Here is a 26115-nt window from a genome sequence, read left to right as displayed (position 1 = left end):
TAATGCCTATGTGCTAATGCCTATGTAGAAACGCTATGCTCGCCAACCCTGCCGCCGGGCGCCACGGCCAGCACCACGGCCGACTCGTCCACCGAAAGCAGCACCCGTGCCCGGCTGCGCAGGCCGCTCGCCGCCGCAGCGAACCCCACCATCTGCACGCCGGCATCGAGCTGCGCCGAGATCTCGTCGCCCGCCGCCCCGCGCGACACGCGGGTGACGCGCCCGGCCCAGGCATTGGCGGGCGGCGGCACTTGCCCACGCCTCAGCGCCACAGCACGCACCGCCGTGGCCTTGCACAGCGCCTGCACCGGCAGGCCCGGCGCCAGGCCCAGCAGTTCGGCGCTTTCGCGAGTGATGCGTGCGCGCACGGACAAGGCCTGCGCCGCCGCCGCATCGCCCTGCAGTTGCACCAGCACCAGCGGGCCATGCGCCTGCAGCGCCTGCACGATGCAGGGCCACTGGTTGCGCATGCTGGTGCGTACCGCCAGGCCGCCCAGCGCCTGCGCGCCGGCCGCCGGGTCGATGCGGGCCAGGGCCGCGCTGCGGGCCGCCTCCAGCGTGCGCGCCGCGGCGAGCAGATGGCGGCCCGCCTCGGTCAGGCGCGCGCCGCCGCCGCCCGCTCCACCCACCAGGCGCTGCACCAGGGGTACGCCGGCCAGGTTGGTGAGCGTGTCCAGCGCCTGCCACGCGGCCTTGTAGCTGATGCCCACGGCGCGCGCAGCCTGGGAGATGGAGCCGCCTTCTCCGATGTGGCGCAGGATGGCGATGCGCCGGTCGGCCAGGCCATGGCCCAGCGCCTCGGAATAGGCCAGCGGTGGTGCGGGTTCTTGCATGGGCGCCATCATGCCGCCCCGCCGGGACGAAAAGGCCTGCTGGCTATACTTTCGCTATTCACCCATGGAATAGCGAGAGCCGCCCGCCATGCACAGCTGCCGCACGCCCCTGCGCACGCCAACCGTCCCGCCATCACGCGGCCTGCGCCGCCTGCTGGCCAGCATCGTCCTGGCCCTGGGCGGCATCGCAGCGGCGCATGCCGACGAGGTCTCCGTTGCCGTGGCGTCCAACTTCATCGCACCCATGCAGAAGATCGCCACCGCCTTTGAGCAGGCCACGGGCCACAAGGCGGTGCTGTCGTCAGGCGCTACCGGCAAGTTCTACGCGCAGATCATCCACGGCGCGCCCTTCCAGCTGCTGCTGGCTGCAGACGACGCCACGCCCGCACGGCTGGAAAGCGAAGGCCGGATCGTGCCGGGATCTCGCTTCACCTACGCGGTGGGCCAGCTGGTGCTCTGGAGCGCCCGGCCCGGCTATGTGGACACCCAAGGCCAGGTGCTGCGCACGGGCGACTTCGCCTATCTGGCCATGGCCAACCCCAGGCTGGCGCCCTATGGCCTGGCCGCGCAGCAGACGCTGGACAAGCTGGGCGTGGCGGCGCGCGTGCAGCCCCGGCTGGTGATGGGCGAGAACATCGCGCAGACCTACCAGTTCGTGGCCAGCGGCAACGCGCAGCTGGGCTTCGTGGCGCTCTCGCAGGTCATGGAAGACGGACGCGTCGCGCGTGGCTCCGCCTGGCGGGTGCCACCTCAGTTCCACGAGCCCATCCGCCAGGACGCGGTGCTGCTGGCCGCCGGCAAGGACAGCGCCGCCGCCCGGGCGCTACTGCAGTACCTGCGCAGCGATGCGGCCCGCGCCGTGATCCGCGGCTACGGCTACGAGTTCTGACAGCATGCCCCTGTCGGCGGACGACTTCGCGGCCATCGGCCTCACGCTGCGGCTGGCGGGACTGGCCACGGCCATCCTGCTGGTGCTCTGCACGCCACTGGCCTGGTGGCTGGCGCACACACGCTCGCGCTGGCGCGGCCCCGTGGCTGCCGTGGTGGCACTGCCGCTGGTGCTGCCACCCACCGTACTGGGCTTTTACCTGCTGATGCTGATGGGCCCGCAGGGTGCGGTGGGCGCCTTCACCCAGTGGCTGGGCCTGGGCACCCTGCCCTTCACCTTCTGGGGCCTGCTGGTGGGTTCGGTGGCCTATTCGCTGCCCTTCGCGGTGCAGCCGCTGCAGCGCGCCTTCGAATCACTGGGCGCGCGCCCGCTGGAGGTGGCCGCCACGCTGGGCGCGGGGCCCATCGACCGTTTCTTCAGCGTGGTGCTGCCGCTCGCGCGGCCGGGCTTCATCACCGCCGGTATCCTGAGCTTCGCCCACACCGTGGGCGAGTTCGGCGTGGTGCTGATGCTGGGCGGCAACATTCCGGGCGTGACGCGGGTGGTGTCGGTGCAGATCTACGACCACGTCGAAGCGCTGCAGTACACGCAGGCCCACTGGCTCGCGGGCGGCATGGTGGCGTTCTCGTTCATCGTGCTGCTGGCGTTGCAGTGGTGGCAGCCGGAGCGCCGCGCGCCATGACGCACGAGCCGCCGCAGCAGCGACCGGCCGACGCCATCGAGGCGCAGCTGCGGCTGGAGCGCGCCGCCTTCACGCTGGATGTGGACCTGGCGCTGCCCGGGCGCGGCATCACGGCGCTCTTCGGCCCCTCAGGTTGCGGCAAGACCAGCTGCCTGCGCGCCATGGCCGGGCTGGAGCGGGCCCGGGGCCGTGTCGTGGTGAACGGCCAGCCCTGGCAGGACGATGCCCGCCGCCTGTGGCTGCCTACACACCGGCGCGGCCTGGGCTATGTGTTCCAGGAATCCAGCCTGTTCGCGCACCTGAGCGTGCGCGGCAACATCGAATACGGCCTGCGCCGCCTGCCCGCCGCGCGGCGGCGCGTGGCGCTGGAGCAGGCGGTGGAACTGCTGGGCCTGGCCGGCCTGATGGCGCGCGACCCCGCCACGCTCTCGGGCGGCGAGCGCCAGCGCGTGGCCATCGCCCGCGCCCTGGCGGCCAGCCCCGCCGTGCTGTTCATGGACGAGCCGCTCGCCGCGCTGGATGCCGCGCGCAAGGCCGAGGTCATGCCCTATCTGGAAGGCCTGCAGCGCGGGCTGGACATTCCCGTCATCTATGTGAGCCATGCGCAGGACGAGGTGGCCCGGCTGGCTGCGCACCTGGTGCTGCTGCGTGAAGGCCGGGTCGAGGCCGCCGGCCCCACCGCCGAGTTGCTGGCGCGGCTGGATCTGCCGCTCGCCCACGGCGACGGCGCCGCCACGGTGGTGGCCGGCACCGTGGAATCGCACGATGGGCACGACCATCTCACCACCATGGCTTTCGCGGGAGGGCGCCTGCACTTCGCCTCGGCCCGCGCCCGGGCGCCGGGCCAGCCGATCCGTCTGCGCGTGCAGGCCCGGGACGTGAGCCTGGCTCTTTCGGCGCCACAGGGCAGCAGCATCCTGAACGCGGTGGCCGTGCGCATCACCGCCCTGCAGCCCGACGGCCCGGGCCAGGTCATGGTGGCCCTGGAGGCCGCCGGCACGCCGCTGCTGGCGCGCATCACACAGCGCTCGGCCCACCACCTGGGGCTGGCGGTGGGGCAGGCGCTGCTGGCACAGGTCAAGGGCGTGGCCGTGCTGGACTGAGTCAACGCAGCACGGCGGTGCCCCCGCCCCGAATCGGGCCGGCGCGGCACCCCAGACTGGTGCAAAACGCTCCGCCCCGCCCCGATAGCGGCGGCCCCCAGGCGAATTGAGGCCGGGCACGAATCCTGCTGCGACCCAGCCTGAAGCCCGTGGCAGTGCCGCTGCGGTTTTTCACAGCCTCCGCCAACGACGGCGGAACCCGATGCATGCCAGAGCGGCCCCTTCTGTGAGGGGCGGCGGCCTGCATCGGCCGTTCCCAACCGACTTCATCCGCGTTCGCGCGGGGGCTCCTGTCGTGCGACGCGCCTTGTTTCAGCCAAGAGTGCCCGCCGCCTGCCAGAGCCCCGGCCCGCACCGGAAATGCAGGAAAGACCCCATGAAAATCATCGTTGTAGGCCACGGCATGGTCGGCCACAAGTTTCTGGAAGAGCTGGAGCAACTGCAGGTCGCCGCCGAGGTGACCGTGCTGTGCGAGGAACCGCGCCCGGCCTACGACCGGGTCCACCTCTCGGAATTCTTCGCGGGCAAGACGGCCGAGGAGCTGTCGGTGGTGGAACCCGGCTTCTTCGAGCGCAGCGGCTTCACGCTGCGGCTGGCGGCGCGGGCGGCCTCCATCGAACGCCGCAACAACACCGTGACCACGATGGACGGCGAAGTGCTGCACTACGACAAGCTGGTGCTGGCGACGGGCTCGGTGCCCTTCGTGCCGCAGGTGCCCGGCCGCGACCGGCCGCACTGCTTCGTCTACCGCACCATCGAGGATCTGGAGGGCATGAAGGCCAGCGGCGCGCATTCAAAGACCGGCGTAGTGGTGGGCGGCGGCCTGCTGGGCCTGGAATGCGCCAAGGCGCTGCGCGACCTGGGCCTGGAGACGCACGTGGTCGAGTTCGCGCCGCGCCTCATGGCGGTGCAGGTGGACGAAGGCGGTGGCCGCGTGCTGCGCAGCAAGATCGAGGCGCTGGGCGTTCAGGTCCACACCAGCCGCAACACGGTGGAGATCACCGACGGGGCCACGGCACGGCACCGCATGGTCTTCGCCGACGGCACGCATCTGGAGACCGACATGATCGTGTTCTCCGCCGGCATCCGCCCGCGCGACGAGCTGGCGCGCCAGTGCGCTCTGGCCCTGGGGCCGCGCGGCGGCGTGGCGGTGGACGAGCACTGCCGCGCGAGCGACCGCAGCGTCTATGCCATCGGCGAATGCGCCTCGTGGAACGAGCAGCTCTTCGGCCTGGTCGCCCCCGGCTACGACATGGCCCGCGTAGCGGCGCGCCACATCGCCGGCCAGGCCGGCGCGGCGTTCGCGGGTGCCGACATGAGCACCAAGCTCAAGCTGATGGGCGTGGACGTGGCCAGCATCGGCGACGCGCAGGGCAAGACGCCCCACTGCCGCAGCTACCAGTTCATCGACGAGCGCAAGCAGATCTACAAGAAGATCGTGGTGAGCGACGACGGCAAAAAGCTGCTGGGCGCCGTGCTGGTGGGCAATGCCGACGAATACGGAACGCTGCTCCAGATGGCGCTCAACGGCATCGACCTGCCTGAAGAGCCGGAATTCCTGATCCTGCCCTCGAGCGACGGCAAGGCCAAGCCCGGCCTGGGCGTGGAGGCTCTGCCCGACAGCGCTCAGATCTGCTCGTGCAACAACGTCAGCAAGGGGCAGATCTGCGCCGCCGTGGGCGAAGGCGCCTGCACCATCGCGGAGATGAAGTCGTGCACCAAGGCGGGCGCCACCTGCGGCGGCTGCGTGCCGCTGGTCACCCAGGTGATGAAGGCCGAGATGGCCAAGCGTGGCATGGCGGTGAACAACCACCTCTGCGAGCACTTCCCGTATTCGCGCCAGGAACTCTTCCACCTGATCCGGGTGGGCGAGATCAAGACCTTCGAAGACCTGCTCGCCCGGCACGGCAAGGGCCTGGGCTGCGACGTGTGCAAGCCGGTGGCGGCGAGCATCTTCGCCTCGTGCTGGAACGAATTCGTGCTCAAGCCCCAGTTGGCGAGCCTGCAGGACAGCAACGACTATTTCCTCGGCAACATCCAGAAGGACGGCACCTATTCGGTCGTGCCGCGCATGGCCGGTGGCGAGGTCACGCCCGACGGGCTGATCGCCGTGGGACAGGTGGCCAAGAAATACGGCCTCTACACCAAGGTCACGGGCGGCCAGCGCATCGACCTGTTCGGCGCCCGCGTGGAACAGCTCCCACTGATCTGGGAAGAGCTGATCGCCGCCGGCTTCGAATCGGGCCACGCCTACGGCAAGTCGCTGCGCACGGTGAAGAGCTGCGTGGGATCGACCTGGTGCCGCTACGGCGTGGGCGACAGCGTGGGCCTGGCCGTGGAACTGGAGAACCGCTACAAGGGGCTGCGTGCGCCGCACAAGATCAAGTTCGGCGTCTCGGGCTGCACCCGCGAATGCGCCGAAGCGCAGGGCAAGGACGTGGGCATCATCGCCACCGAGAAGGGCTGGAACCTCTACGTCTGCGGCAACGGCGGCATGAAGCCGCGGCACGCGGAGCTGCTGGCTTCGGATCTGTCGAAGGAAGAGCTGGTGCGGCTGGTGGATCGCTTCCTGATGTTCTACGTGCGCACGGCCGACCGCCTGCAGCGCACCAGCACCTGGCGCGACAACCTCGAAGGCGGGCTGGACTACCTCAAGGGCGTGCTGCTGAACGACACGCTGGGCCTGAACGCCGAGCTGGAAGCGCAGATGCAGCACGTGGTGGACACCTACCAATGCGAATGGAAGACCGCCGTGACCGACCCGGCCGTGCGCCAGCGCTTCCGCACCTTCGTCAACAGCGACCAGCCCGACGAACGCATCGTCTTCGTGAACGAGCGAGGCCAGATCCGACCGGCCCGCAGCGAGGAACGCGCGCCTGCAACGGCCGCCGAAGGCGCCCCGGCCTGACGGCGCGCCGCCCGCCCTTGGACCCCGACATCAGAAACCGCCCCATGAACACCGAGACCCTGCAACTCACCGACGTCTGCGCCGCAGACGACATCGTGCCCGGCACCGGCGTCTGCGCGCTGGTGCAAGGCCGCCACGTCGCCATCTTCCGCGTCGGCCCCGACCAGTTCCACGCCATCGACAACGTCGATCCGCAATCCGGCGCCAGCGTGCTCTCGCGCGGGCTCATCGGCAGCCTGGGCGATCGCGTCGTGGTGGCCTCGCCGCTCTACAAGAACCACTTCGACCTGCGCACGGGCGAATGCCTGGAGGCGCCGCAAAACTCCGTGCAGGCCCATGCGGTGCGTGTGCAGCAGGGCCGGGTGTGCGTGGCGCTTTCCCACTAGCGCGCGGCGGACATCGTCCATGGGCCGCACAAGACGGCCCCCGCCGCCACCGAGGCGGCACACTGGGAGCCGGGCCTGGCAGGTCATGGCGGCGGTGGCATGCGCCGCATCGTGCTCAAGGCTGGGCGTTCGGGAAGAACAGCTGCTCGTTTCCCACCTTGTAAGCGGCAATCGAAGCCTGCCCGGCAGGTGAAACCACCCAATCCACGAACTTCTGCGCATCGGCCGCCTTCACATGCGGATACCGCGCCGGGTTCACTACCATCACGCCGTACTGGTTGAAAAGCCGGCGATCGCCCTGGACCAGCACCGCGAGCCCCGCGCGGTTCTTGAAGTTCAGCCAGGTGCCGCGGTCGGCCAGCACATAGGCGCCACTGGAGGCGGCGATGTTCAGCGCCGGCCCCATGCCGCAGCCGCATTCCTTGTAGCCGCGGCCCTTGCTGCCCTCGCCCATCGCGAGCTTCCAGTAGCGCAGCTCGGCCGCATGCGTGCCGCTCTTATCGCCGCGCGAGATGAACTCGGCGTTGGCCGCAGCGATCTTGCCCAGCGCGGCGACGATATCCTGGCCGCGCGTGCCGGCGGGGTCCGCGAGCGGGCCGATCAGCACGAAGTCGTTGTACATGACTGGGTAACGCTTGACCGCCCAGCCGTCGGCGACGAACTTCTCCTCCGCCGCCGGGTCGTGGACGAAGAGCACGTCGGCGTCGCCCCGGCGCGCCATGTCCAGCGCCTGCCCCGTGCCCACGGCGACCACTTTCACGTCCAGGCCGCTGGCCTGCTTGAAGGCCGGCAGCAGATGGCTGAAAAGCCCCGACTGCTCGGTGGACGTGGTGGAGGCCATGGTGATCGACTGCGCCGACGCCACACCCACGGACGCTACCAAAAACATAGCAGCCAGCGCTTTACCCCAGCGGGCCAGTGGCCCAAAGCCCTTGAAATCGTTCCGACGCTTCATACCATCTCTCCTTTGACGAACAGACGGGCCGCTTCCGGCAGCGGCCCGTGGAAGAACGCGTGCACCGGCAGGTCCGCCATGATGCGGCCGTGTTCCAGGTACACCACGCGGCTGGCCAGGCGCTTGACCTGCCCCAGGTTGTGGCTGCTGAACACCATGGTGACCGGCTGCGCCGCACCAGCACAGGCGCTGCCTGAGGCGAACTCGGCCATCAGCGCCTCCACCTCGCGCTTGGCGTGCGGGTCCAGGCTGGCCGTGGGCTCGTCCAGCAACAGCAGGTCGGGCCGGCGGGCCCAGGCGCGCGCCAGCGCGAGGCGTTGCTGCTGGCCGCCCGAGAGCGTACGCGCGCTCTGCGCGGCGGCATCGGCCAGGCCCACGCGGCCGAGGGCCTGCAGCGCCAGGTCGCGCGCCTCGGCCCAGGGGTTGCCACCAAGCCACAGCCCCAGCGCCACGTTGTGCAGCGCGCTGGCGCGCAGCATGAAGGGGCGCTGGAACAGCATGGCCTGGCGGCAGCCGGCATCGCAAAGCAACTGCCCTGAAGTGGGGCGCACCAGGCCGTGCAGCACACGCAGCAAGCTGCTCTTGCCGCTGCCGTTGGCACCGACCAGGGCCAGCCGCTCACCCGGCCACACACGCAGGTCGATGCCGGCCAGCGCCTGCACCCTGCCGTGGCGCAGCCCCACGCCCTTCAGGTCATAGAGCGGCACCGCCGCTGCGCCCGGCACGGCGCTCATGCAGCCACGGCCGCCGCACCGGCGACGGCGGCGCCATCGGTGCGCTCGCGCCAGCGGCGCAGCCCGGCGATGCCCACGTTCAGCGCCAGCACCACGGCCAGCAGCACCAGGCCCAGCGCCAGGGCCAGGGGCAGGTCGCCCTTGCTGGTCTCCAACGCGATCGCCGTCGTCATCACCCGGGTGAAGCCGTCGATATTGCCGCCCACGATCATCACCGCACCCACTTCGGAAATGGCGCGACCGAACGCAGCGAGCAGCACGGTGAGCAGCGCATAGCGCTCGTCCCAGGCCAGCAGCAGGCTGCGCAGCAGCGGCCCGGCGCCCAGCGACTGCAGCTGCTCGCCGTGGGCGCGGTCTGCATCATCGACCACCTGGCGGGTGAGCGCGGTGACCACGGGCAGCACCAGCAGGGCCTGCGCCAGCACCATGGCCTTGAAGGAAAAAAGCCAGCCCCATGCGCCCAGCGGTCCGCTGCGCGAGAGCAGCAGATAGACGCCCAGGCCCACCACCACCGACGGCACGGCCAGCAGCGTGTTGAGCACCGCGAGCACCGCGCCGCGCCCTGCAAAGCGCGCCACGCCCAGCCATGCGCCCAGCACCAAACCGATGCCGCAGGCCAGCACGCAGGCGGTGGCGCTGACGGACAAGGAGCGGCCGACAATTGTCCACAGCGCGGGATCGAGGGACGTGAGGAGGTCGAGCGCAGTGGTCGCGCTTTGGGTGATGGTGGACATGGGTTGTGGGCTATCGTATGAAGCTCTGCAATGTCCAGCGATATGAAATTCCGTGCATAGGGTCCAGCTCCACTACACGCTCAGCCGCGACGCGGGCGACGCACTCATCCGCAACCCCCTGCTCGACACCCTGCAGGCCGTCGCGCAGCAAGGCTCCATCTCGGCAGCAGCACGCTCGCTGGACCTTTCTTACCGGCATGTCTGGGGCGCTCTCAAGCGCTGGGAAGATGAGCTGGGCGGCGAGCTCATCGTGTGGGGCAAGGGGCAATCGGCGCAGCTCAGCGACTTCGGCACCAAGCTGCTGTGGGCCGAGCGCCAGGCCCAGGCGCGCCTGGCGCCGCAGATCGAGGCGCTGCGCGCCGACCTGGAGCGCGCCTTCGCCGTCGCCTTCGACGATCACAGCCACGTGCTGACGCTTTACGCCAGCCACGACGATGCGCTGTCGGTACTGCGCGCCCATGCAGCATCGAACGCGGCCGGCGCGGCCGCCGGGGCGCTGCACCTGGACATCCGCTTCACCGGCAGCGTGGACGCGATCCGCGCGCTGAACGAAGGCCGCTGCACCATCGCCGGCTTTCACACGCTGGAGCAGCCGGCGCCGGATTCGCTCGCCGCGCAGACCTATCAGCCGCTGCTGCAGCCGGGCCTGCACAAGATCATCGGCTTCGCGCGGCGCACGCAGGGCCTGATCGTGGCGCAGGGCAATCCGCTGGGACTGCAGTCGCTGGCCGACGTGGCGCGCACCGGCGCGCGCTTCATCCACCGGCCACTGGGCTCGGGCACCCGTGTGCTGCTGGGTGACCTGCTGGCCCAGGCCGGCCTGCAGCCGGGCGACATTGGCGCCGGCGGCCCGGACGGCGAGTTGCATGTCGAACCCTCGCACGGCGCGCTGGCGCAGGCGATTGCCTCGGGCGCAGCCGACGTGGGCATGGGCATCGAGCTGGCCGCCCGAGCGCGTGGGCTGGACTTCGTGCCGCTGGCGCACGAACGCTACCACCTGGCCTGCCTCAAGTCCTCTCTGGAACAGCCCGCGACGCGCGCGCTGCGCGAGCTGCTGCAGACCGCCGCCTGGCAGCAACGCATGGCAGCCATGCCCGGCTACGCACCCATGCGCTGCGGCGAGGTACTGGCCATGAGCCGCGTGCTGCCCTGGTGGAGCTTTCCGGCAGCACGCCGGCGCCGGAGCCCGACGGCCACGGGCGAGTGATCGGGTCCTGCCACAGCCCCTGAACGGGCCCGCGCTTCAAGGAAAACCCCAACCCTGCGCGTCAGCCTTTTCTCAGCGGCCGGGCCTAGGATGCGCTGTAATCGCCCGACCCCGATTCACGGGCCCTCAAGCGGGCCCGATCACTCTGCGTTCACTCTGATTACGAGACAGGAGACAAGCCATGTCAGGACTCCTCAGGCTGGCCATGGGCATGGACTGGATTTCCACCAAGCTCAGCAAGGTCGCCGGTTGGGCGGTGCTGGCCGCCGCCCTTATTTCCGCAGGCAATGCGCTGGTGCGCTACGGCCTCGACATGAGCTCCAACGCGTGGCTGGAGATCCAGTGGTATCTCTTCGGCACCACCGTGATGCTGGGCGCGCCGTTAGTGCTCAAGCTCAACGAGCACGTGCGCGTGGACATCATCTACGGCCGGCTCAAGGCGCGCGGCCAGGTGCTCATCGACCTGTTCGGCCTGCTCTTTTTCCTGCTGCCGGTGATGGGCCTGCTGACCTGGCTGACCGTGCCCTTCTTCTGGAACATGTACGTCACGCAGGAGATGTCCGGCAACATCGGCGGCCTGATCCGCTGGCCCGCCGGGCTGCTGCTGCCGCTGGGCTTCGGCGCCATGTTCCTGCAGGGCGTGGCGGAAATCATCAAGCGCGTGGCGGTGCTGACGGGGCACCTGACGATGAACACCCACTACGAAAAGCCGCTGCAGTGAACGCGGCCCGCACGACGACGCCCACCCGATTCCTCAGCGCAAGGAACACCTAGCATGCACATGGAAAACTTCGCCCCGATCATGTTCGCGGGCCTTATCGCGATCATGCTGATCGGCTTCCCCGTGGCGTTCTCGCTCGCGGCGCTGGGCCTGTTCAGCGGCTTCTTCGCCATCGAGATGGGCTGGTTTCCGGCCAACTTCATGGCCAACCTGCCCATCAACATGTTCGGCATCCTGTCGAACGACCTGCTGCTGGCCATTCCGTTCTTCACGCTGATGGGCGCGGTGCTGGAAAAGTGCGGCCTGGCCGAGGACATGCTCGACTCCATGGGCCAGCTTTTCGGCCCGGTGCGCGGTGGCCTCGGCTACTCGGTCATCATCGTGGGCTTCATTCTCGGTGCCATCACCGGCACCGTGGCCGGCCAGGTGATCGCCATGGCCATGATCTCGCTGCCGGTGATGATGCGCTACGGCTACAACATGCGCTACGCCACGGGCGTGCTGGCCGCCTCGGGCACCATCACGCAGCTGGTGCCGCCCTCGCTGGTGCTGATCGTCATGGCCGACCAGCTCGGCCGCTCCGTCGGCGACATGTACAAGGGCGCCTGGGGGCCGGCCATCCTGCAGGTGCTGATCTTCGCGATCTATACGTTCATCCTGGGCCGCTTCCGACCCGAATACGTGCCCGGCCTGCCGCGCACCGCGCGCACGCTGCACGGCTGGGCGCTGTGGGGCAAGTGCCTGCGCGGCATCATTCCCTCGGCCATCCTGATCTTCGCGGTGCTGGGCTCCATGGGCGGCCTGCCCTTCATGGACCACGCCATCGCCACACCCACCGAAGCCGGCGCCATGGGCGCCGTGGGCTCGCTGATCCTCGCAGCCATCCACAAGCGGCTGACCTGGCAGCTGATCAAGGAAGCCATGGACGGCACCATGCGCCTGACTGCCATGGTGGTCTTCATCCTGATCGGCTCGCGCGTCTTCTCGCTGGTGTTCCAGGGCGTCGATGGCGCCATCTGGATCGAGCACATGCTCAGCGACTTGCCGGGCGGCCAGATCGGCTTCCTGATCGTGGTGAACGTGTTTATCTTCTTCCTGGCGTTCTTCCTCGACTTCTTCGAGATCGCCTTCATCATCCTGCCCCTGCTGGGCCCCGTGGCGCACAAGCTGGGTATCGACCTGGTGTGGTTCGGCGTGCTGCTGTGCGTGAACATGCAGACCAGCTTCATGCACCCGCCCTTCGGCTTTGCGCTCTTCTACCTGCGCGGCATCTCGGACACCCTGTTCAAGGAAAAGCGCATCGACCGGCCCGTCAAGTCCAGCGACATCTACATGGGCTCCATCCCCTGGGTGGTGATGCAGGTGATCCTGGTGGCCATCGTGATCTTCTTCCCGCAGACCGTGACCGTCTTCCTCGACAAGGAAGTAGTGGTGGACCTGGACAAGGTGAAGCTGGAAATGCCGGCCGACATGCAGCAGCCCCAGGACAACCCGGTGGACATGGAAAACCCCTTCGGCAACGCGCCTGCCCCTGATGCCGAGGCCCCGGCCGTAGCGCCCGAGCCCCAGGGCGCGGCAGCCAGCAGCGCGCAATGACCGTCCCGGCCGCCACGTCCGCGAGCGCGGATGGCTCGGGCAGCCCGGGGGATGGGCGCAGCGATGACGTCGGGAGAGCCGCCGCCGACATCGAAAGCGCCGCCTTTCCGCCGCTGGTGCGCGCCCTCGCGGTGCTGATCGTCGCCGGCCTCGCGGCCTTCGCGCTCTGGTCGCTGCCGGCGCTGCGCGCGGCCGAATGGAATTTCACCGCCCTGTCCACCTTCGCGCTCGCGGCCGTGCTCATCGGCTGGGTGGGCTGGTGGATGGTGTTCAGCCGCACCCGCTTTTGCGGCGATGCGGTGGTGCAGACCTGGCTCTGGGACAAGCGTGTGCGTGTCGAGGACGTGGCCACCTTCAAGATCGTGCACTGGCCCTGGCTGCAGGCCATCGTGGCGCCGCGCATGCTGGTGCGTCGGCGCGGGGGGGGCATCACCTGGGTGCATGCAGCCGACCCGGCGCTGCTGGTGGCCTTCGGCCAGGCCGTGATCCGCCAGGGCATGGCCCAGCCTGTCCCGCCGCCCGCTGAGGGCTGAAGCGAAACGGCGCCGCCCATGAAAAAACCCCGCCTTGGCGGGGTTTTCTGTTGCGGCCGATGGAAGCCGAGGGGCGCCGTAAAGGCGCCTTCAGCCCCTGGCCCGGTTCTTACAGCTTCTGCGCCTGCATGAAGCGGTCGAAGGTGCCTTCGGTGAAGCGGAACCAGGCATTCTCGTCGGCCAGGAATTTCGCGTAGTCGGTGTAGATCTTCTTCCACTCCGGGTTGCTGTTGTTCAGGTCGGCATAGATCTGCTGGGCCGACTTGAACGCGGCGTTCATCACGTCCTGCGTGAAGGGCCGCAGCTTGGTGCCGGAACCCACGAGCTGCTTGATGGCCACGGGATTGCGCGCGTCGTACTTGGCGAGCATCGTGACGTGGGCGTGCGAGGCTGCGGCTTCCACCACGGCCTTGTATTCGGCCGGCAGGCCTTCCCAGGCCTTGGTGTTGATGTAGAAGTCCAGCTGCGGGCCGCCTTCCCACCAGCCGGGGTAGTAGTAGAACGGCGCGACCTTGTTGAAGCCCAGCTTCTGGTCATCGTAGGGACCGACCCACTCCAGCGCGTCGATGGTGCCCTTTTCCAGCGCGGGGTACAGGTCGGCACCGGGGATGGACTGCGGGATCACGCCGAAGGGTTCCAGCACCTTGCCCGCAAAGGGGTTGGTGCGGAACTTCAGGCCCTTCAGGTCGGCGACGGACTTGATCTCCTTGCGGAACCAGCCGCCCATCTGCGCGCCCGTGTTGCCGCCGGGGAAGTTGATGATGTTGTACTTGGCGTAGAACTCGCGCATGAGCTTCAGGCCGTTGCCTTCGTACATCCATGCGTTCATCTGCCGGGCATTGAGACCGAAGGGCACGGCGCAGCCCAGGCAGAAGGTCGGGTCCTTGCCGTAGAAGTAATAGGGCGCCGTGTGTGCCATCTCCACCGAGGCGCTTTGCACGCCGTCCACCACGCCGAAGGCGGGCATCAGTTCGCCGCCCGCATGCACGGAGATCTGGAACTTGCCACCCGTGGCTTCGCTCACCTTCTTGGAGAACACTTCGGCCGTGCCGTAGATGGTGTCCAGCGACTTGGGAAAGCTCGATGCCAGGCGCCAGCGGATGGTGGCCTGCGCATGCACGGCGGGGGCGGCCCCGGCGGCGAGCACGCCGGCAACGCCAGCGTGCTTGAGGATGGAACGACGGTCCATGGATGATCTCCGATGTGATTGTGCGAAACCCGGGCGCGGCGAGCGCATGGTGTGCGCTGCGAACCCGTTGGCCGTATCAGCCGGAAACGATTGTAGGAAGCGCCCTTGCACGGCCCGTTGGGGGTTTTCCCGCGACGGCGGCCCACGAGGCGCTGGGGTTCAGGCTTTTGCAAGCCTTGGGAATGCAGACCTGCACGCGCCCATGCACACATGCACACGTCCACCGTCGAAGCCGGAGCGCGCCAAGACGCACGCGGGATGCGGGCAGGAACGATGCCGTGCGGCGCAGCGGCGCCGCAAGCGAACAAGCCAAAGCCGGCGCTGGTAGTGGCCGCGCCGGCCGTGCGGTCAGCCGGCCAGGAAGCGCGCGCGAATGGAGGCTTCGATGCCCGCCGCGTCCAGCCCCTGCAGGGCCAGCAGGCGGGCCGGGTCGCCATGCTCGATGAACACGTCGGGCAGCCCCAGGTGCAGCAGCGGCAGCGCAATGCCGGCAGCGGCCAGCGCCTCGCCCACGGCGCTGCCGGCACCGCCCATGACGGCGCCCTCTTCCACCGTCACCAGCGCATCGTGGCTGGCGGCCAGTGCCTGCAGCAAGGCCGTGTCCAGCGGCTTGGCCCAGCGCATGTTGGCCACCGTGGCGTCCAGCGCATCGCCTGCCTGCAGCGCGGTATAGAGCAGCGTGCCGAAGGCCAGGATGGCGATGCGGCGCGGCGCGCTGCCGCCGGCCGTGCGGCGCACCTCGCCCTTGCCGAAGGGCAGGCCCTCCAGGCTGGCGAGCGGCGCCACGCCTGCGCCGCTGCCGCGCGGGTAGCGCACGGCGACGGGGTGGTCCTGCTCGAAGGCGGTGGTGAGCAGCTGGCGGCATTCGCGCTCATCGGCCGGGCAGGCCATGCTCATGTTGGGGATGCAGCGCACGAAGGGAATGTCATAGGCGCCCGCATGCGTGGCGCCGTCGGCGCCGACCAGGCCCGCGCGGTCGAGCGCGAAGACCACCGGCAGGTTCTGCAGCGCCACATCGTGGATGAGCTGGTCGTAGCCGCGCTGCAGGAAGGTGGAATAGATGGCGACCACGGGCTTGACGCCCTCGCAGGCCATGCCGGCGGCGAAGGTGACGGCATGCTGCTCGGCGATGCCCACGTCGTAGTAGCGGCCGGGAAAGCGCCGCTCGAACTCCACCATGCCGGAGCCTTCGCGCATCGCGGGCGTGATGCCCACCAGGCGCTCGTCGCGCTCGGCCATGTCGCACAGCCACTGGCCGAACACGTGCGTGAAAGTCTGCTTGGGCGGCGTGGCGGGCTTGACGATGCCCACGCTCGGGTCGAACTTGCCGGGGCCGTGGTAGGCCACGGGGTCGGCCTCGGCCAGCTTGTAGCCCTGGCCCTTCTTGGTGACCACGTGCAGGAACTGCGGGCCCTTCAGGCCCTTGATGTTCTCCAGCGTGGGGATGAGCGAGTCGAGGTCGTGTCCGTCGATGGGGCCGATGTAGTTGAAGCCGAACTTCTCGAACAGCGTGGCCGGCACGACCATGCCCTTGGCCTGCTGCTCCAGGCGCTTGGCCAGCTCCAGCAACGGCGGCGCGTTCTTCAGCACGGTCTTGCCCACGTCGCGGGCCTTGGCGTAGAACTGCCCGCTCATGAGCTGGGCCAGATAGCGGTTGAGCGCGCCCACCGGCGGGCTGATGCTCATGTCGTTGTCGTTGAGCACCACCAGCAGGTTGGCGTCGGCCACCCCCGCGTTGTTGAGCGCTTCGAAGGCCATGCCGGCCGTCATGGCGCCGTCGCCGATGATGGCGATCGCGCGGCGGTCCTCGCCGCGCTGGCGGGCGGCCAGCGCCATACCGAGCGCGGCCGAGATGCTGGTGCTGGAATGCGCGGTGCCGAAGGTGTCGTATTCGCTTTCGGCGCGCTGGGGAAAGCCCGAGAGGCCGCCCATCTGGCGCAGCGTGCCCATGCGGTCGCGTCGGCCGGTGAGGATCTTGTGCGGATAGGTCTGATGGCCCACGTCCCACACCAGACGGTCGCGCGGCGTGTCGAACACCGCGTGCAGTGCGATGGTGAGCTCCACCGTGCCCAGGTTGGAGCTGAGGTGCCCGCCGGTCTGCGAAACGCTGTGCAGCACGAACTCGCGCAGCTCGGCCGCCAAGTCCTTGAGCTCTGCACGCGACAGGCGGCGCAGGTCCGCGGGGTCGTTCACCGTCTGCAGCAGGGGATAGGAATTCGTGGACATATGCTACTTTTTCTATAGCTATCAGTGCAGAAATTGCCTGCGCTGGCAGCCGATTCGATTCAAATTCGCAGGACCGGCTCCGAGGGTTCAAGACCCGCAGCGCACGCGGCCCGTCAGTGCGAGCGGTGGACCACCATGTCGGCGAGCGCCGTCAGCGCACGGGTATCGGGCAGGCCGCTATCTTGCAGCGCGCTGCGCGCTTCGGCCAGCAGCTCGGCGGCGTGGGCGCGGGCGCGCTCCAGGCCCATCAACGAGACGTAAGTGGGCTTGTCGCTCGCCGCGTCCTTACCGGCCGTCTTGCCCAGCGTGGCGGAGTCGGCCGTCACGTCGAGGATGTCGTCCACCACCTGGAAGGCCAGCCCCAGTGCCGCACCGTAGCGCATGAGCGCCTGCAGCACGGGGGCAGGAGCGCTAGCGCAGGCGGCGCCCATGGCCACGCTGGCCTGCAGCAGCGCGCCGGTCTTCAGGCGGTGCATGCGGCGCAGCCGGGACTCGTCCAGATCCACGCCGACGCTGGCCAGGTCGATGGCCTGGCCGCCAGCCATGCCTTCGTAGCCCGCAGCGCGGGCCAGCAGGCGGCACAGTTGCGCCTGCACGGCGGGCGGCACCTCATCACCCTCGGGCGTGAGCAGCTCGAAGGCCAGCGCCTGCAGCGCGTCGCCGGCCAGCAGCGCCTGGGCTTCGCCGAACTGCACGTGCACGGTGGGCTTGCCCCGGCGCAGCACATCGTTGTCCATGCAGGGCATGTCGTCATGCACCAGCGAATAGGCGTGGATGAGTTCGATGGCGCAGGCGGCACGCAGAGCGGCCTCGGGCTGGCCGCCCACCGCGTCGCTCGCGGCGAGCACCAGCAGCGGGCGCAGGCGCTTGCCGCCGTCCAGCACGGCGTAGCGCATGGATTCGCCCAGCCCCGCAGGCGCCTCGGCGCTCACCCAGCGCGACAGGGCCTCTTCGACGCGCCCGAGCTGTTCGCGGCTCCAGCCGTTCAGATCGAAAGCGGCAGCGGGAACGGCCGGCGGCTGCGCCCCGGGCGTGGCGTGGGCCATCGTCATTCCTGCGTCCATGTCTGCAGCGTGCCTTCGTCCAGCACCTTGATCTGGTCCTGCACGGCCTGCAGGCGGCCCCGGCAGAATTCGAGCAACGCCGCCCCACGCTGGTAGCCCGCCAGCATCTGGTCGAGCGGCAACTGGCCCGATTCGATGCGGCCCACGAGCTGCTCCAGCTCTTCCAGAGCGGCTTCGTAGCTGACGGGATCAGAGGGGGTCTTGGCGGAAGCGGCGGCGGCCTTGGGCATGGGTGGAGTGCGGCGGAGGGAGCGCGCGGTCAAAACCACTGATTCTAGGGCTTGAGCCTGCGCCAGCCGAGCCATGCGCCCCCTGGGGCGGCGCGCCTGGCGGGCGGGTTCGCAGGCCGCAATACACGCACCGCAGGGCCGGAAATAACCCCACAGGCTACAATCCCATTCCTCTCGACGAACCGGCTGTGGGTATTTTGCTCGGCCGGTTTCGTTTTTTCCAAGTCCCGTGCGTCAAGCGCACCCTCCCTGTGGGGAGTCTTTAGGTCAGGTCACCCATGTCTGATTTAAGTCTTCAACTGCAGCAGGCCGCAAGCCAACTACCAGTTTCAAGCTATTTCGATGAGGCGCTGTTCCAGCGCGAGCTGGAGACCATCTTCCAGCGCGGGCCCCGCTATGTGGGGCACCAACTCTCCGTGCCCCATGCGGGCGACTACTACGCGTTGCCGCACGAAAAGGAAGGCCGCGCCCTGATCCGCAATGCGCAGGGCGGCGTCGAACTGATCTCCAACGTGTGCCGGCACCGCCAGGCCGTGATGCTCAAGGGCCGCGGCACGCTGCAGGGCCAGGGCAAGGGCCATGCCGGCGGCAATATCGTCTGCCCGCTGCACCGCTGGACCTACGCCCCCAGCGGCGAGCTGCTGGGCGCGCCGCACTTCGCGCACGACCCGTGCCTGAACCTGAACAACTACGGCCTGCGCGAATGGAACGGCCTGCTGTTCGAGGACAACGGCCGCGACATCCACGCCGAGCTGGCCGGCATGGGCCCGCTCGCGCAGCTCTCGTTCGAGGGCTTCTCGCTCGACCGCGTGGAACTGCACGAGTGCAACTACAACTGGAAGACCTTCATCGAGGTCTATCTGGAGGACTACCACGTCGGCCCCTTCCACCCGGGCCTGGGCAACTTCGTCACCTGCGACGACCTGCGCTGGGAATTCGGCAAGCACTATTCGGTGCAGACCGTGGGCGTGGCCTCGACCTTCGCGCGGCCGGGCTCCGACGTGTACAAGAAGTGGCACGACGTGCTGCTGAACTACCGCGAGGGCAAGCTGCCCGAGCGCGGCGCGATTTGGCTCACCTACTACCCGCACATCATGGTGGAGTGGTATCCGCATGTGCTCACCGTCTCCACGCTGCACCCGGTCAGCCCCACGAAGACGCTGAACATGGTGGAGTTTTACTACCCCGAGGAAATCACCGCCTTCGAGCGCGAGTTCGTCGAGGCGCAGCAGGCAGCCTATATGGAAACCTGCATCGAGGACGATGAGATCGGCGAGCGCATGGACGCCGGCCGCCGCGCCCTCTACGAGCGCGGCGACAACGAGGTCGGCCCCTACCAGAGCCCGATGGAAGACGGCATGCAGCACTTCCACGAGTGGTACCGGGCCCAGATGGGCGAGGGCATCGAACAGCGATGACGCTCCGATGAGCCACTGCTCCACGTAAGGCACCGCAGGCTGCCAGCGTCCCCACCGGGAACGCTGGCAGCCTTTTTCATTTCCAGACAGACTCACCCACCGTTTCAGGACACCCCGCATGCAAGCCCTCTGGATGGTTCTGGCCGCCTTCCTCTTCGCCAGCATGGGCGTATGCATCAAGGTCGCATCAGCCTACTTCAACCCCGCCGAACTGGTCTGCTACCGAGGCCTGATCGGCATGGTCATTCTCTGGGCGCTGGCCCGTTCGCAGGGCATCTCGCTGGCCACACGCTACCCGGGCATGCATGCCTGGCGCAGCACCATCGGCGTGGTGTCGCTGGGCGCGTGGTTCTACGCCATCGCCCACCTGCCGCTGGCCACGGCCATGACGCTCAACTACATGAGCAGCGTGTGGGTGGCCGCCTTCCTGATCGGCGGCACGCTGCTGACCTGGCGCCCCTCGGGCGCGCAGCCCCGTCCGCCGCTACAGGCGCCGCTGCTGCTGACCGTGTTGGCCGGCTTCGCGGGCGTGATCATGATGCTGCGGCCCAGCATCGGCGACAACCAGGGCTTCGCCGGCATGGTGGGGCTGATCTCGGGCATGAGCGCGGCCTTCGCCTACATGCAGGTGGTGGCCCTCTCACGCCTGAACGAGCCCGAAACCCGAACCGTCTTCTACTTTGCCGTCGGCTCGGCGGTGGCCGGCGCGCTGGCCATTCCCTTGGCGGGTCTGTCTGACTGGCCCGGCTGGCACTCGCTGTGGCTGCTGCCCATCGGCCTGCTGGCGGCCGGCGGCCAGCTGTGCATGACGCGCGCCTATTCGCGTGCGGGTTCGCATCGCGGCACCCTGGTGGTGGCCAACCTGCAGTATTCGGGCATTGTCTTTGCGGCCATCTACAGCGTGGTGCTGTTCGGAGACGCCATCCCGCTGATCGGCTGGGCGGGCATGGCACTGATCATCGCCAGCGGCATCGCGGCGACGGTGCTGCGCACGAAGGCCGCGCCCGGCACGCCGGCCGAGGAGCACTAGGCGGGATCACCAGTCAGCGAAATGAAGCGCGGCGCCGCGGCGATCCCTTGAGCCCCGCGCCGAGTGTCGCTTCAGCCCGCGCCGCCGTGGCGCGAAGCCGGAGGCCGTCCCCCACGAAAAAGCCGCCCGAAGGCGGCCTGAAAAACCCGGTGACACGCCACTGCGCCACGGCGAGCGGCACACGTCCGGAGCCGGGGTTCAGTCCAGCGTCAGCTTCTGCTTTTGCACGACCTGCTTATACACCGCGTACTCGGCCTTGATCTGGTCGGCGAACTGCTCGGGCGTGTTGCCCACGATGATGGAGCCGGTGTCTTCAATGCGCTTGCGCACAGCCGGGTCCTCCAGCACCTTGCGCACGCCGGCATTGATCCTGTCCACCACCTCCTTGGGCAGGTTCTTGGGGCCCAGGATGCCGTAGTAGGCCATGCGGTTCACCGGCTCGAGGCCCACTTCCTTGAAGGTGGGCACGTTGGGCAAGGCAGCCACGCGCTGGGGCGCGGCGACCACGATGGGCACCAGCCGGCCCTCCTTGATGAAGGGCAGCGCCGAGGGCAGGTTATCGAAGATCATCGGCACCTGGCCAGCCACCGTGTCGTTCAGGGCCGGGCCTGCGCCGCGGTAGGGGATGTGGGTGACGAAGGTCTCGGTCAGGCTCTTGTAGAGCTCCATCTGCAGGTGGCCGATGCCGCCCGTGCCCGAAGACGAATACGAATACTTGCCCGGCACCTTCTTGATCTCGGCGACGAAGCTCTTGTAGTCCTTGGCCGGGAAGCTCGGGTTCACCGCGATGATGTTGGGCGTGGCCGCGATGTTGATGATCGGCGTGAAGTCGGTCAGCGGGTTGTACGGCACCTTGGGGTTGATGGCCGGGTTGGCCGCCGTGGTGGACACGGTGGCGATGCCCAGCGCATAGCCGTCGGGCGTGGCGCGGGCGGTTTCCGATGCGCCGACGACGCCGCCGCCGCCGGCCTTGTTCTCCACCACCACGGTCTGGCCCAGCACGCGGCCCAGCGGGTCGGCGATCACGCGGGCAATGATGTCGGTCGTGCCGCCGGGAGCGAAGGGCACCACCAGGCGCACGGGCTTGTTGGGATAGGTCTGGGCCAGCGAGCTGCCGGCGGCCAGGGCAAGGGCCAGTGCGAACCAGTTTCGGCGGTGCATAGTTGATCTCCTGAAAGGCATGTGCGTCATGGGCACGGTGACACGCGTCGATACGCGTTGGTACGGGATGGACGCATCCTAATGGCGGGCCTCACCGAAATCGGGTGTGCAGGGGCTCTCATCCATGAGGGATTTCCCGGGAAATCCCCGCATGTCCTTCAGTAGAGTGACACCCCCCGCATAGCGGCGCGCGCCCCGCGCGGCCCGCCGCGCCGGGTATGCTGGCCGGGTGAACTACGCCCAGCTCCTGCTCCCGGATTTCTCCCTCATCGCGATCGGCTACCTGCTCTGCCGCTACACCCCGCTGGGCCGGCCCATCTGGCAGCCAGTGGAGACGCTGGTGTATTACCTGCTGTTTCCGGTGCTGCTCTTCCAGTCCATCGTCAAGAGCCCCATCCAGGTAGGCGAAGCATCGGGCCTGATCGGAGCCGGCGTGCTGATGGGACTGGCGGGCATCGGACTGGCCTATGTCCTGCCCCGGCTGCCGGGCCTGCGCGGCCGGCTCGATGCGCGCGACCATGCGGCGAGCGCCCAGGTGGCCTTCCGCTTCAATTCCTTCATCGGACTGGCGCTGGCCGATCGGCTGGCCGGGCCCCAGGGCCTGCTGCTGATCGCGGTGCTGATCGGCGTGTGTGTGCCGCTCTTCAACGTGGCCGCCGTCTGGCCCATGGCGCGGGCCGGGCAGACCGGCTTCGTGCGGGAGCTGGTGCGCAACCCGCTCATCCTGGCCACGGCCACGGGCCTGGTGGCCAACCTGCTGGGCTTTCGCATCCCGGGCTGGATCGAGCCCACGGTCAGCCGCATCAGCGCCTCGTCGCTGGCGCTGGGGCTGATGGCCGCCGGCGCCGGCATGCAGTTCGGCAGCCTGGTGCGCGGCAAGACGCTGGCGGTGGCTGTGCTGCTGATCCGCCATCTGCTGCTGCCGCTGCTGGCCTGGGGCCTCGCGCGGCTCTTCAGACTCGACGCCGTGCAGACCACCGTGCTGCTGGCGTTCTCGGCCCTGCCCACCGCATCCACCTGCTACGTGCTGGCCGCACGCATGGGCTACAACGGGCCGTACGTGGCCGGGCTGGTCACGCTATCGACCCTCCTGGGCGTGCTCAGCCTGCCCTTCGCGCTGGGCGTATTGCGCTAGAAAGCTACACTTTTGATAGCTGAAGGCGCTTACAAATCAAGCGCCATGAGGCATTTTCATTGCGAACCAGGCCGCTGCGCGAGCGCCCAGGCCACGTGCTCGCGCACCAGTGGGCTCGGGTCGTCTGCCCGGGCCGCGAGCGCGGCGCGCAAGGCTTCGTCGCCCGTGGCACGCAGCGCGTTGCCCAGGGCCACGGCCACGTTGCGCAGCCAGCGTTCGTGGCCGATGCGGCGGATCGGACCACCTTCGGTCAGCCGCAGGAAGGTTGGCTCATCCCAGCCGAAAAGATGCACCAGCTGCTGACCCGCCAGCCCCGGGCGGGCGTCGAAGTCGGGCAGCACGCTCGGCTGCGCGAACTTGTTCCAGGGGCAGGCCAGCTGGCAGTCGTCACAGCCGTAGATGCGGTTGCCCATCAGCGGGCGCAGCGCCTCAGGGATCGGGCCGGCATGCTCGATGGTGAGGTAGGAGATGCAGCGCCGCGCATCCACCCGGTGCGGGGCGACGATGGCCTGCGTGGGGCAGACGTCGATGCAGGCGCTGCAGCTGCCGCAGTGCGCGGTGACGGGCGCGCTGGCGGGCAGGGCCATGTCCACGTAGATCTCGCCCAGAAAGAACATGGAGCCGGCCTCGCGGTTGAGCACCAGCGTGTGCTTGCCGCGCCAGCCCTGGCCGCTGCGGCTGGCAAGCTCGGCCTCCAGCACGGGCGCAGAATCGGTGAACACGCGGTGGCCGATCGGCCCCACGGCCTGGGCGATGCGGTCGGCCAGCTTTTGCAGGCGGCTGCGCAGCACCTTGTGGTAATCGCGCCCCCGGGCATAGACCGAGACGATGCCTTCGGCCGGGCGCTCCAGCCGCGAAAATTCGACCGCCTGCCAGCCGGGAGCATCGCCGGCTGCGGGGAACGTTGCGGCGGGCAGATAGTCCATCCGGGCGGTGATGACGCTCACCGTGCCGGGCACCAGCTCGGCCGGCCGCGCGCGCTTGAGCCCATGCGCTTGCATGTAATGCATATCGCCATGGAACCCTTGGCCCAGCCACTGCATCAATCCAGCTTCGGCGGAGGACAAATCCACGCCCGCCACGCCGATTTGGGAGAATCCCAGTTCGCGCGCCCAGCCTTGCATTTGAGGAACGAGTTGACTGCTGCACACCATCACGGCCCGATTGTAGAAAGCCCCCAGGCCGATGCCCCCGAAGCGGCGGCATCGCCGCAGCCCGCCAGCGCCGAAATGCGCTGGCACGGCGAGGACGACACGGCCCGCTTCGCCGCCCGGCTGGCCGCGCTGCCGGGCCTGGCCAACGCCTTCGTCACCCTGCACGGCGACCTGGGCGCGGGCAAGACCACGCTGGTGCGCCACCTGCTGCGCGCGCTCGGCGTGCAGGGCCGCATCAAGAGCCCGACCTATGCCGTGGTCGAGCCGCACGAAGCGCCGGGCCTGGCCATCTGGCACTTCGACTTCTACCGCTTCAGCGATCCGCGCGAATGGGAAGACGCAGGCTTTCGCGACATCTTCGCCAGCCCCGGCCTGAAGCTGGCCGAATGGCCCGACCAGGCGGCGGCCCTGCTGCCGCCGGCAGACCTGGCCCTCCACATCGAAGCCCTGGACGACACCGAGCGCCGCGTCACCCTGCGGGCCGCCACCGCCCACGGCCACACCCTGCTGCAAGGACTCAACGCATGAGCGACCACCCCTCCGGCCCGGACGAAAGCACCGCCGCCCCACGGCCGGCCCGCGAAGCCGCCGCGCCCTCCCGCCGCAAGCTGCTGATGCAGGCGGGCTCCCTGGTGCTGCTGCTGGGTGCCCAGCAGATCGCCCGGGGCGCCGGCATCGTGGCCGTGCGCGTATGGCCCGCGCAGGACTATTCCCGCGTCACCATCGAATCCGACCAGAAGCTCTCCGCCAAGCAGTTCTTCGTGGCCACGCCGCCCCGGCTGGCGGTGGACATCGAAGGCATCGACCTCAACCCCGAACTGCGCGAACTGGTGGCCAAGGTCAAGGCCGACGACCCCAACATCGCCGGCATCCGCGTGGGCCAGAACGCGCCCGGCGTGGTGCGCCTGGTCATCGACCTCAAGCGCGCTGCGCTGCCCCAGGTCTTCTCGCTCGCGCCCGTGGCGGCCTACCAGCACCGGCTGGTGTTCGACCTGTACCCCGCCGTGCCCGAAGACCCGCTCGAAGCGCTGATCTCCGAACGCCTGCGCGAAGCGCCAGCGCAGGCGCCGCTGCCGCACATCGCCGCCAAGCCCGGCACGCCGACCGATCCGCTGGGCGAACTCATCGCCCAGCACGGAGAGCGCCCGGATGCGCCCGCGCCCGGCATCGCGCCCCCGCCTGCGCCGCTGATCGCCGCCGCCCCGGCCCGGCCGCCGGCTGCGCCACCACGGGCTCTGCAGCCGCCCACGCAGCCGCCACAACAGCAGCCGCAACCACCCGCCGCGCCCGCCATCGCCCGGGCCACCGACCGCCTCATCATCGTGGCGCTGGACCCCGGCCACGGCGGTGAAGACCCCGGCGCCATCGGCCCGTCCGGCACGCGCGAAAAAGACGTGGTGCTGAAGGTGGCCCACCTGCTGCGCGACCGCATCAATGCCACCACCGTCGGCGGCAACCCCATGCGCGCCTTCATGACGCGCGATGCCGACTTCTTCGTGCCTCTGGGCACGCGGGTGGACAAGGCCCGGCGCGTGCAGGCGGACCTCTTCGTCTCCATCCATGCCGACGCCTTCACCACCCCGGCGGCGAGCGGCGCCAGCGTGTTCGCGCTGAGCCAGGGTGGCGCCTCCAGCTCCGCGGCGCGCTGGCTGGCCAACAAGGAAAACCAGGCCGACCTGGTGGGCGGGCTGAACGTGCGCACGCAGGACCAGCACGTGCAGCGCGCCCTGCTCGACATGAGCACCACCGCGCAGATCAACGACAGCCTCAAGCTCGGCAGCGTGCTGCTGGGCGAGATCGGCAGCATGGCCAAGCTGCACAAGGCACGCGTGGAACAGGCCGGCTTCGCGGTGCTCAAGGCACCCGACATTCCCAGCGTGCTGGTGGAGACCGCCTTCATCAGCAACCCCGAAGAAGAAGCCCGCCTGCGCACTGCCCTGTACCAGCAGCAACTGGCCGACGCGCTGATGCGCGGCATCACGCGCTACTTCGCCCGCAATCCGCCTCTCGCGCGCAGCCGCACGGTGTAGCGCACACCCCACATCGGGTGTGTCGATGTGTTCGACGGTCCGCAGGGCGCTGCCCTGCAGTCGCACTCGGGCAACCCGGTCACCGTCCTACAGTTCGCGGTTTCTTCTGCTGACAAGGCGCGGCAGCGGCGGGGGCAATACTGCGGCCATGCGATGAATGAAGGCGTGCACGACAGGCTTTCATTGCGCACCAGACG

24 protein-coding genes are annotated in these 26115 nt (G+C 69.0%); 14 read left to right on the top strand and 10 right to left on the bottom strand.

The features are described from left to right. Positions 1-20: 20 nt before the first annotated feature. Positions 21-833, bottom strand: coding sequence for a TOBE domain-containing protein (locus AC3A84_RS00590; RefSeq protein ID WP_487967824.1), 813 nt, complete (start codon positions 831-833; stop codon positions 21-23). Between the two features lie 88 nt (positions 834-921). Between AC3A84_RS00590 and modA the strand changes: the two genes are divergently transcribed. The 5 genes from modA (at position 922) to nirD (ending at position 6801) form a co-directional block, all read left to right on the top strand. Further along, the gene (gene modA / locus AC3A84_RS00585; RefSeq protein WP_487967823.1) at positions 922-1722 is read left to right on the top strand and encodes a molybdate ABC transporter substrate-binding protein; all 801 of its coding nucleotides are present in this window, start codon (positions 922-924) and stop codon (positions 1720-1722) included. Between the two features lie 4 nt (positions 1723-1726). Next, on the top strand, positions 1727-2404 hold the full coding sequence (gene modB, locus AC3A84_RS00580; RefSeq protein WP_487967822.1) for a molybdate ABC transporter permease subunit: 678 nt from the start codon (positions 1727-1729) through the stop codon (positions 2402-2404). Then, a complete protein-coding gene (gene modC, locus AC3A84_RS00575; protein ID WP_487967821.1) occupies positions 2401-3507 on the top strand; it encodes a molybdenum ABC transporter ATP-binding protein in 1107 nt (368 codons plus the stop codon). The genes modB and modC overlap by 4 nt, the downstream gene beginning before the upstream one ends. Before the next feature lie 376 nt (positions 3508-3883). Continuing rightward, a complete protein-coding gene (gene nirB, locus AC3A84_RS00570) occupies positions 3884-6415 on the top strand; it encodes a nitrite reductase large subunit NirB (protein WP_487967820.1) in 2532 nt (843 codons plus the stop codon). A 44-nt stretch (positions 6416-6459) separates the two neighbouring features. Continuing rightward, entirely contained in the window at positions 6460-6801 is a 342-nt protein-coding gene (gene nirD / locus AC3A84_RS00565) for a nitrite reductase small subunit NirD (protein WP_487967819.1), read from the top strand. Between the two features lie 115 nt (positions 6802-6916). Here nirD and AC3A84_RS00560 read toward each other — a convergent pair whose 3' ends face one another. From AC3A84_RS00560 to AC3A84_RS00550, 3 genes are read right to left on the bottom strand one after another with little or no spacing between them, the layout of a single operon-like run. Further along, complete coding sequence (locus tag AC3A84_RS00560; RefSeq protein ID WP_487967818.1) at positions 6917-7756, bottom strand: ABC transporter substrate-binding protein; 840 nt, start codon at positions 7754-7756, stop codon at positions 6917-6919. Continuing rightward, the gene (locus tag AC3A84_RS00555) at positions 7753-8490 is read right to left on the bottom strand and encodes an ABC transporter ATP-binding protein (RefSeq protein ID WP_487967817.1); all 738 of its coding nucleotides are present in this window, start codon (positions 8488-8490) and stop codon (positions 7753-7755) included. The genes AC3A84_RS00560 and AC3A84_RS00555 overlap by 4 nt, the downstream gene beginning before the upstream one ends. Next, positions 8487-9224 carry an ABC transporter permease gene (locus AC3A84_RS00550; protein ID WP_487967816.1) on the bottom strand — a complete coding sequence of 246 codons (738 nt, stop codon included), beginning with the start codon at positions 9222-9224 and terminating at the stop codon, positions 8487-8489. The genes AC3A84_RS00555 and AC3A84_RS00550 overlap by 4 nt, the downstream gene beginning before the upstream one ends. Before the next feature lie 52 nt (positions 9225-9276). On the opposite strand from AC3A84_RS00550, the gene AC3A84_RS00545 reads away from it, so the two are divergent. From AC3A84_RS00545 to AC3A84_RS00530, 4 genes are all read left to right on the top strand, one after another. After that, positions 9277-10431 carry a substrate-binding domain-containing protein gene (locus AC3A84_RS00545; RefSeq protein WP_487967815.1) on the top strand — a complete coding sequence of 385 codons (1155 nt, stop codon included), beginning with the start codon at positions 9277-9279 and terminating at the stop codon, positions 10429-10431. Positions 10432-10612: 181 nt separating this feature from the next. Continuing rightward, on the top strand, positions 10613-11152 hold the full coding sequence (locus AC3A84_RS00540) for a TRAP transporter small permease subunit (RefSeq protein WP_487967814.1): 540 nt from the start codon (positions 10613-10615) through the stop codon (positions 11150-11152). A 54-nt stretch (positions 11153-11206) separates the two neighbouring features. Continuing rightward, positions 11207-12748 (top strand): TRAP transporter large permease, encoded by a 1542-nt coding sequence (locus tag AC3A84_RS00535; RefSeq protein ID WP_487967813.1) that lies wholly within the window; start codon positions 11207-11209, stop codon positions 12746-12748. Beyond that, the gene (locus AC3A84_RS00530) at positions 12745-13281 is read left to right on the top strand and encodes a hypothetical protein (RefSeq protein ID WP_487967812.1); all 537 of its coding nucleotides are present in this window, start codon (positions 12745-12747) and stop codon (positions 13279-13281) included. Before AC3A84_RS00535 ends, AC3A84_RS00530 begins: the two co-directional genes overlap by 4 nt. Before the next feature lie 109 nt (positions 13282-13390). Here AC3A84_RS00530 and AC3A84_RS00525 read toward each other — a convergent pair whose 3' ends face one another. The 4 genes from AC3A84_RS00525 to xseB all read right to left on the bottom strand — a co-directional run bounded on the left by AC3A84_RS00525 (position 13391) and on the right by xseB (position 17990). Further along, positions 13391-14470, bottom strand: a complete 1080-nt coding sequence (locus tag AC3A84_RS00525; RefSeq protein ID WP_487967811.1) for a TRAP transporter substrate-binding protein — start codon at positions 14468-14470, stop codon at positions 13391-13393. A 348-nt stretch (positions 14471-14818) separates the two neighbouring features. Then, the gene (gene dxs, locus AC3A84_RS00520; protein ID WP_487967810.1) at positions 14819-16696 is read right to left on the bottom strand and encodes a 1-deoxy-D-xylulose-5-phosphate synthase; all 1878 of its coding nucleotides are present in this window, start codon (positions 16694-16696) and stop codon (positions 14819-14821) included. A 113-nt stretch (positions 16697-16809) separates the two neighbouring features. Next, a complete protein-coding gene (locus tag AC3A84_RS00515) occupies positions 16810-17742 on the bottom strand; it encodes a polyprenyl synthetase family protein (protein ID WP_487968214.1) in 933 nt (310 codons plus the stop codon). A 2-nt stretch (positions 17743-17744) separates the two neighbouring features. Further along, complete coding sequence (gene xseB / locus AC3A84_RS00510; protein WP_092937226.1) at positions 17745-17990, bottom strand: exodeoxyribonuclease VII small subunit; 246 nt, start codon at positions 17988-17990, stop codon at positions 17745-17747. A gap of 278 nt (positions 17991-18268) precedes the next feature. Between xseB and AC3A84_RS00505 the strand changes: the two genes are divergently transcribed. Further along, positions 18269-19408, top strand: coding sequence for an aromatic ring-hydroxylating oxygenase subunit alpha (locus AC3A84_RS00505; protein WP_487967809.1), 1140 nt, complete (start codon positions 18269-18271; stop codon positions 19406-19408). 118 nt (positions 19409-19526) lie between these two features. Further along, positions 19527-20438: a DMT family transporter gene (locus tag AC3A84_RS00500; protein WP_487967808.1), complete on the top strand. Its 912-nt coding sequence runs from the start codon at positions 19527-19529 to the stop codon at positions 20436-20438. 198 nt (positions 20439-20636) lie between these two features. On the opposite strand, the gene AC3A84_RS00495 is transcribed toward AC3A84_RS00500, so the two are convergent. Beyond that, complete coding sequence (locus AC3A84_RS00495) at positions 20637-21599, bottom strand: tripartite tricarboxylate transporter substrate binding protein BugE (RefSeq protein ID WP_487967807.1); 963 nt, start codon at positions 21597-21599, stop codon at positions 20637-20639. Between the two features lie 229 nt (positions 21600-21828). Here AC3A84_RS00495 and AC3A84_RS00490 point away from each other — a divergent pair, with 229 nt between their 5' ends. Then, on the top strand, positions 21829-22734 hold the full coding sequence (locus tag AC3A84_RS00490; protein ID WP_487967806.1) for an AEC family transporter: 906 nt from the start codon (positions 21829-21831) through the stop codon (positions 22732-22734). A 56-nt stretch (positions 22735-22790) separates the two neighbouring features. Here AC3A84_RS00490 and queG read toward each other — a convergent pair whose 3' ends face one another. Then, positions 22791-23858, bottom strand: a complete 1068-nt coding sequence (queG, locus tag AC3A84_RS00485; protein ID WP_487967805.1) for a tRNA epoxyqueuosine(34) reductase QueG — start codon at positions 23856-23858, stop codon at positions 22791-22793. A gap of 12 nt (positions 23859-23870) precedes the next feature. Between queG and tsaE the strand changes: the two genes are divergently transcribed. Both tsaE and AC3A84_RS00475 read left to right on the top strand, forming a co-directional pair. Then, on the top strand, positions 23871-24416 hold the full coding sequence (gene tsaE / locus AC3A84_RS00480; protein WP_487967804.1) for a tRNA (adenosine(37)-N6)-threonylcarbamoyltransferase complex ATPase subunit type 1 TsaE: 546 nt from the start codon (positions 23871-23873) through the stop codon (positions 24414-24416). After that, on the top strand, positions 24413-25918 hold the full coding sequence (locus AC3A84_RS00475; protein WP_487967803.1) for an N-acetylmuramoyl-L-alanine amidase: 1506 nt from the start codon (positions 24413-24415) through the stop codon (positions 25916-25918). The genes tsaE and AC3A84_RS00475 overlap by 4 nt, the downstream gene beginning before the upstream one ends. Positions 25919-26115: the final 197 nt, after the last annotated feature.

The organism is Paracidovorax sp. (assembly GCF_057642795.1).
Note: the sequence above shows the minus strand (reverse complement) of the source record. Positions and strands in the feature narration are given on the sequence as shown.

Coding starts and splice junctions, on each gene's coding strand:
- nirB (WP_487967820.1), top strand. CDS start 3,884: ATGAAAATCATCGTTGTAGGCCACGGCATGGTCGGCCACAAGTTTCTG.
- AC3A84_RS00525 (WP_487967811.1), bottom strand. CDS start 14,470: ATGGACCGTCGTTCCATCCTCAAGCACGCTGGCGTTGCCGGCGTGCTC.
- queG (WP_487967805.1), bottom strand. CDS start 23,858: ATGCAAGGCTGGGCGCGCGAACTGGGATTCTCCCAAATCGGCGTGGCG.
- modA (WP_487967823.1), top strand. CDS start 922: ATGCACAGCTGCCGCACGCCCCTGCGCACGCCAACCGTCCCGCCATCA.
- AC3A84_RS00550 (WP_487967816.1), bottom strand. CDS start 9,224: ATGTCCACCATCACCCAAAGCGCGACCACTGCGCTCGACCTCCTCACG.
- AC3A84_RS00535 (WP_487967813.1), top strand. CDS start 11,207: ATGCACATGGAAAACTTCGCCCCGATCATGTTCGCGGGCCTTATCGCG.
- modC (WP_487967821.1), top strand. CDS start 2,401: ATGACGCACGAGCCGCCGCAGCAGCGACCGGCCGACGCCATCGAGGCG.
- dxs (WP_487967810.1), bottom strand. CDS start 16,696: ATGTCCACGAATTCCTATCCCCTGCTGCAGACGGTGAACGACCCCGCG.
- AC3A84_RS00560 (WP_487967818.1), bottom strand. CDS start 7,756: ATGAAGCGTCGGAACGATTTCAAGGGCTTTGGGCCACTGGCCCGCTGG.
- AC3A84_RS00505 (WP_487967809.1), top strand. CDS start 18,269: ATGTCTGATTTAAGTCTTCAACTGCAGCAGGCCGCAAGCCAACTACCA.
- AC3A84_RS00530 (WP_487967812.1), top strand. CDS start 12,745: ATGACCGTCCCGGCCGCCACGTCCGCGAGCGCGGATGGCTCGGGCAGC.
- xseB (WP_092937226.1), bottom strand. CDS start 17,990: ATGCCCAAGGCCGCCGCCGCTTCCGCCAAGACCCCCTCTGATCCCGTC.
- nirD (WP_487967819.1), top strand. CDS start 6,460: ATGAACACCGAGACCCTGCAACTCACCGACGTCTGCGCCGCAGACGAC.
- AC3A84_RS00500 (WP_487967808.1), top strand. CDS start 19,527: ATGCAAGCCCTCTGGATGGTTCTGGCCGCCTTCCTCTTCGCCAGCATG.
- AC3A84_RS00555 (WP_487967817.1), bottom strand. CDS start 8,490: ATGAGCGCCGTGCCGGGCGCAGCGGCGGTGCCGCTCTATGACCTGAAG.
- AC3A84_RS00515 (WP_487968214.1), bottom strand. CDS start 17,742: ATGGCCCACGCCACGCCCGGGGCGCAGCCGCCGGCCGTTCCCGCTGCC.
- modB (WP_487967822.1), top strand. CDS start 1,727: ATGCCCCTGTCGGCGGACGACTTCGCGGCCATCGGCCTCACGCTGCGG.
- AC3A84_RS00475 (WP_487967803.1), top strand. CDS start 24,413: ATGAGCGACCACCCCTCCGGCCCGGACGAAAGCACCGCCGCCCCACGG.
- AC3A84_RS00540 (WP_487967814.1), top strand. CDS start 10,613: ATGTCAGGACTCCTCAGGCTGGCCATGGGCATGGACTGGATTTCCACC.
- AC3A84_RS00495 (WP_487967807.1), bottom strand. CDS start 21,599: ATGCACCGCCGAAACTGGTTCGCACTGGCCCTTGCCCTGGCCGCCGGC.
- AC3A84_RS00590 (WP_487967824.1), bottom strand. CDS start 833: ATGCAAGAACCCGCACCACCGCTGGCCTATTCCGAGGCGCTGGGCCAT.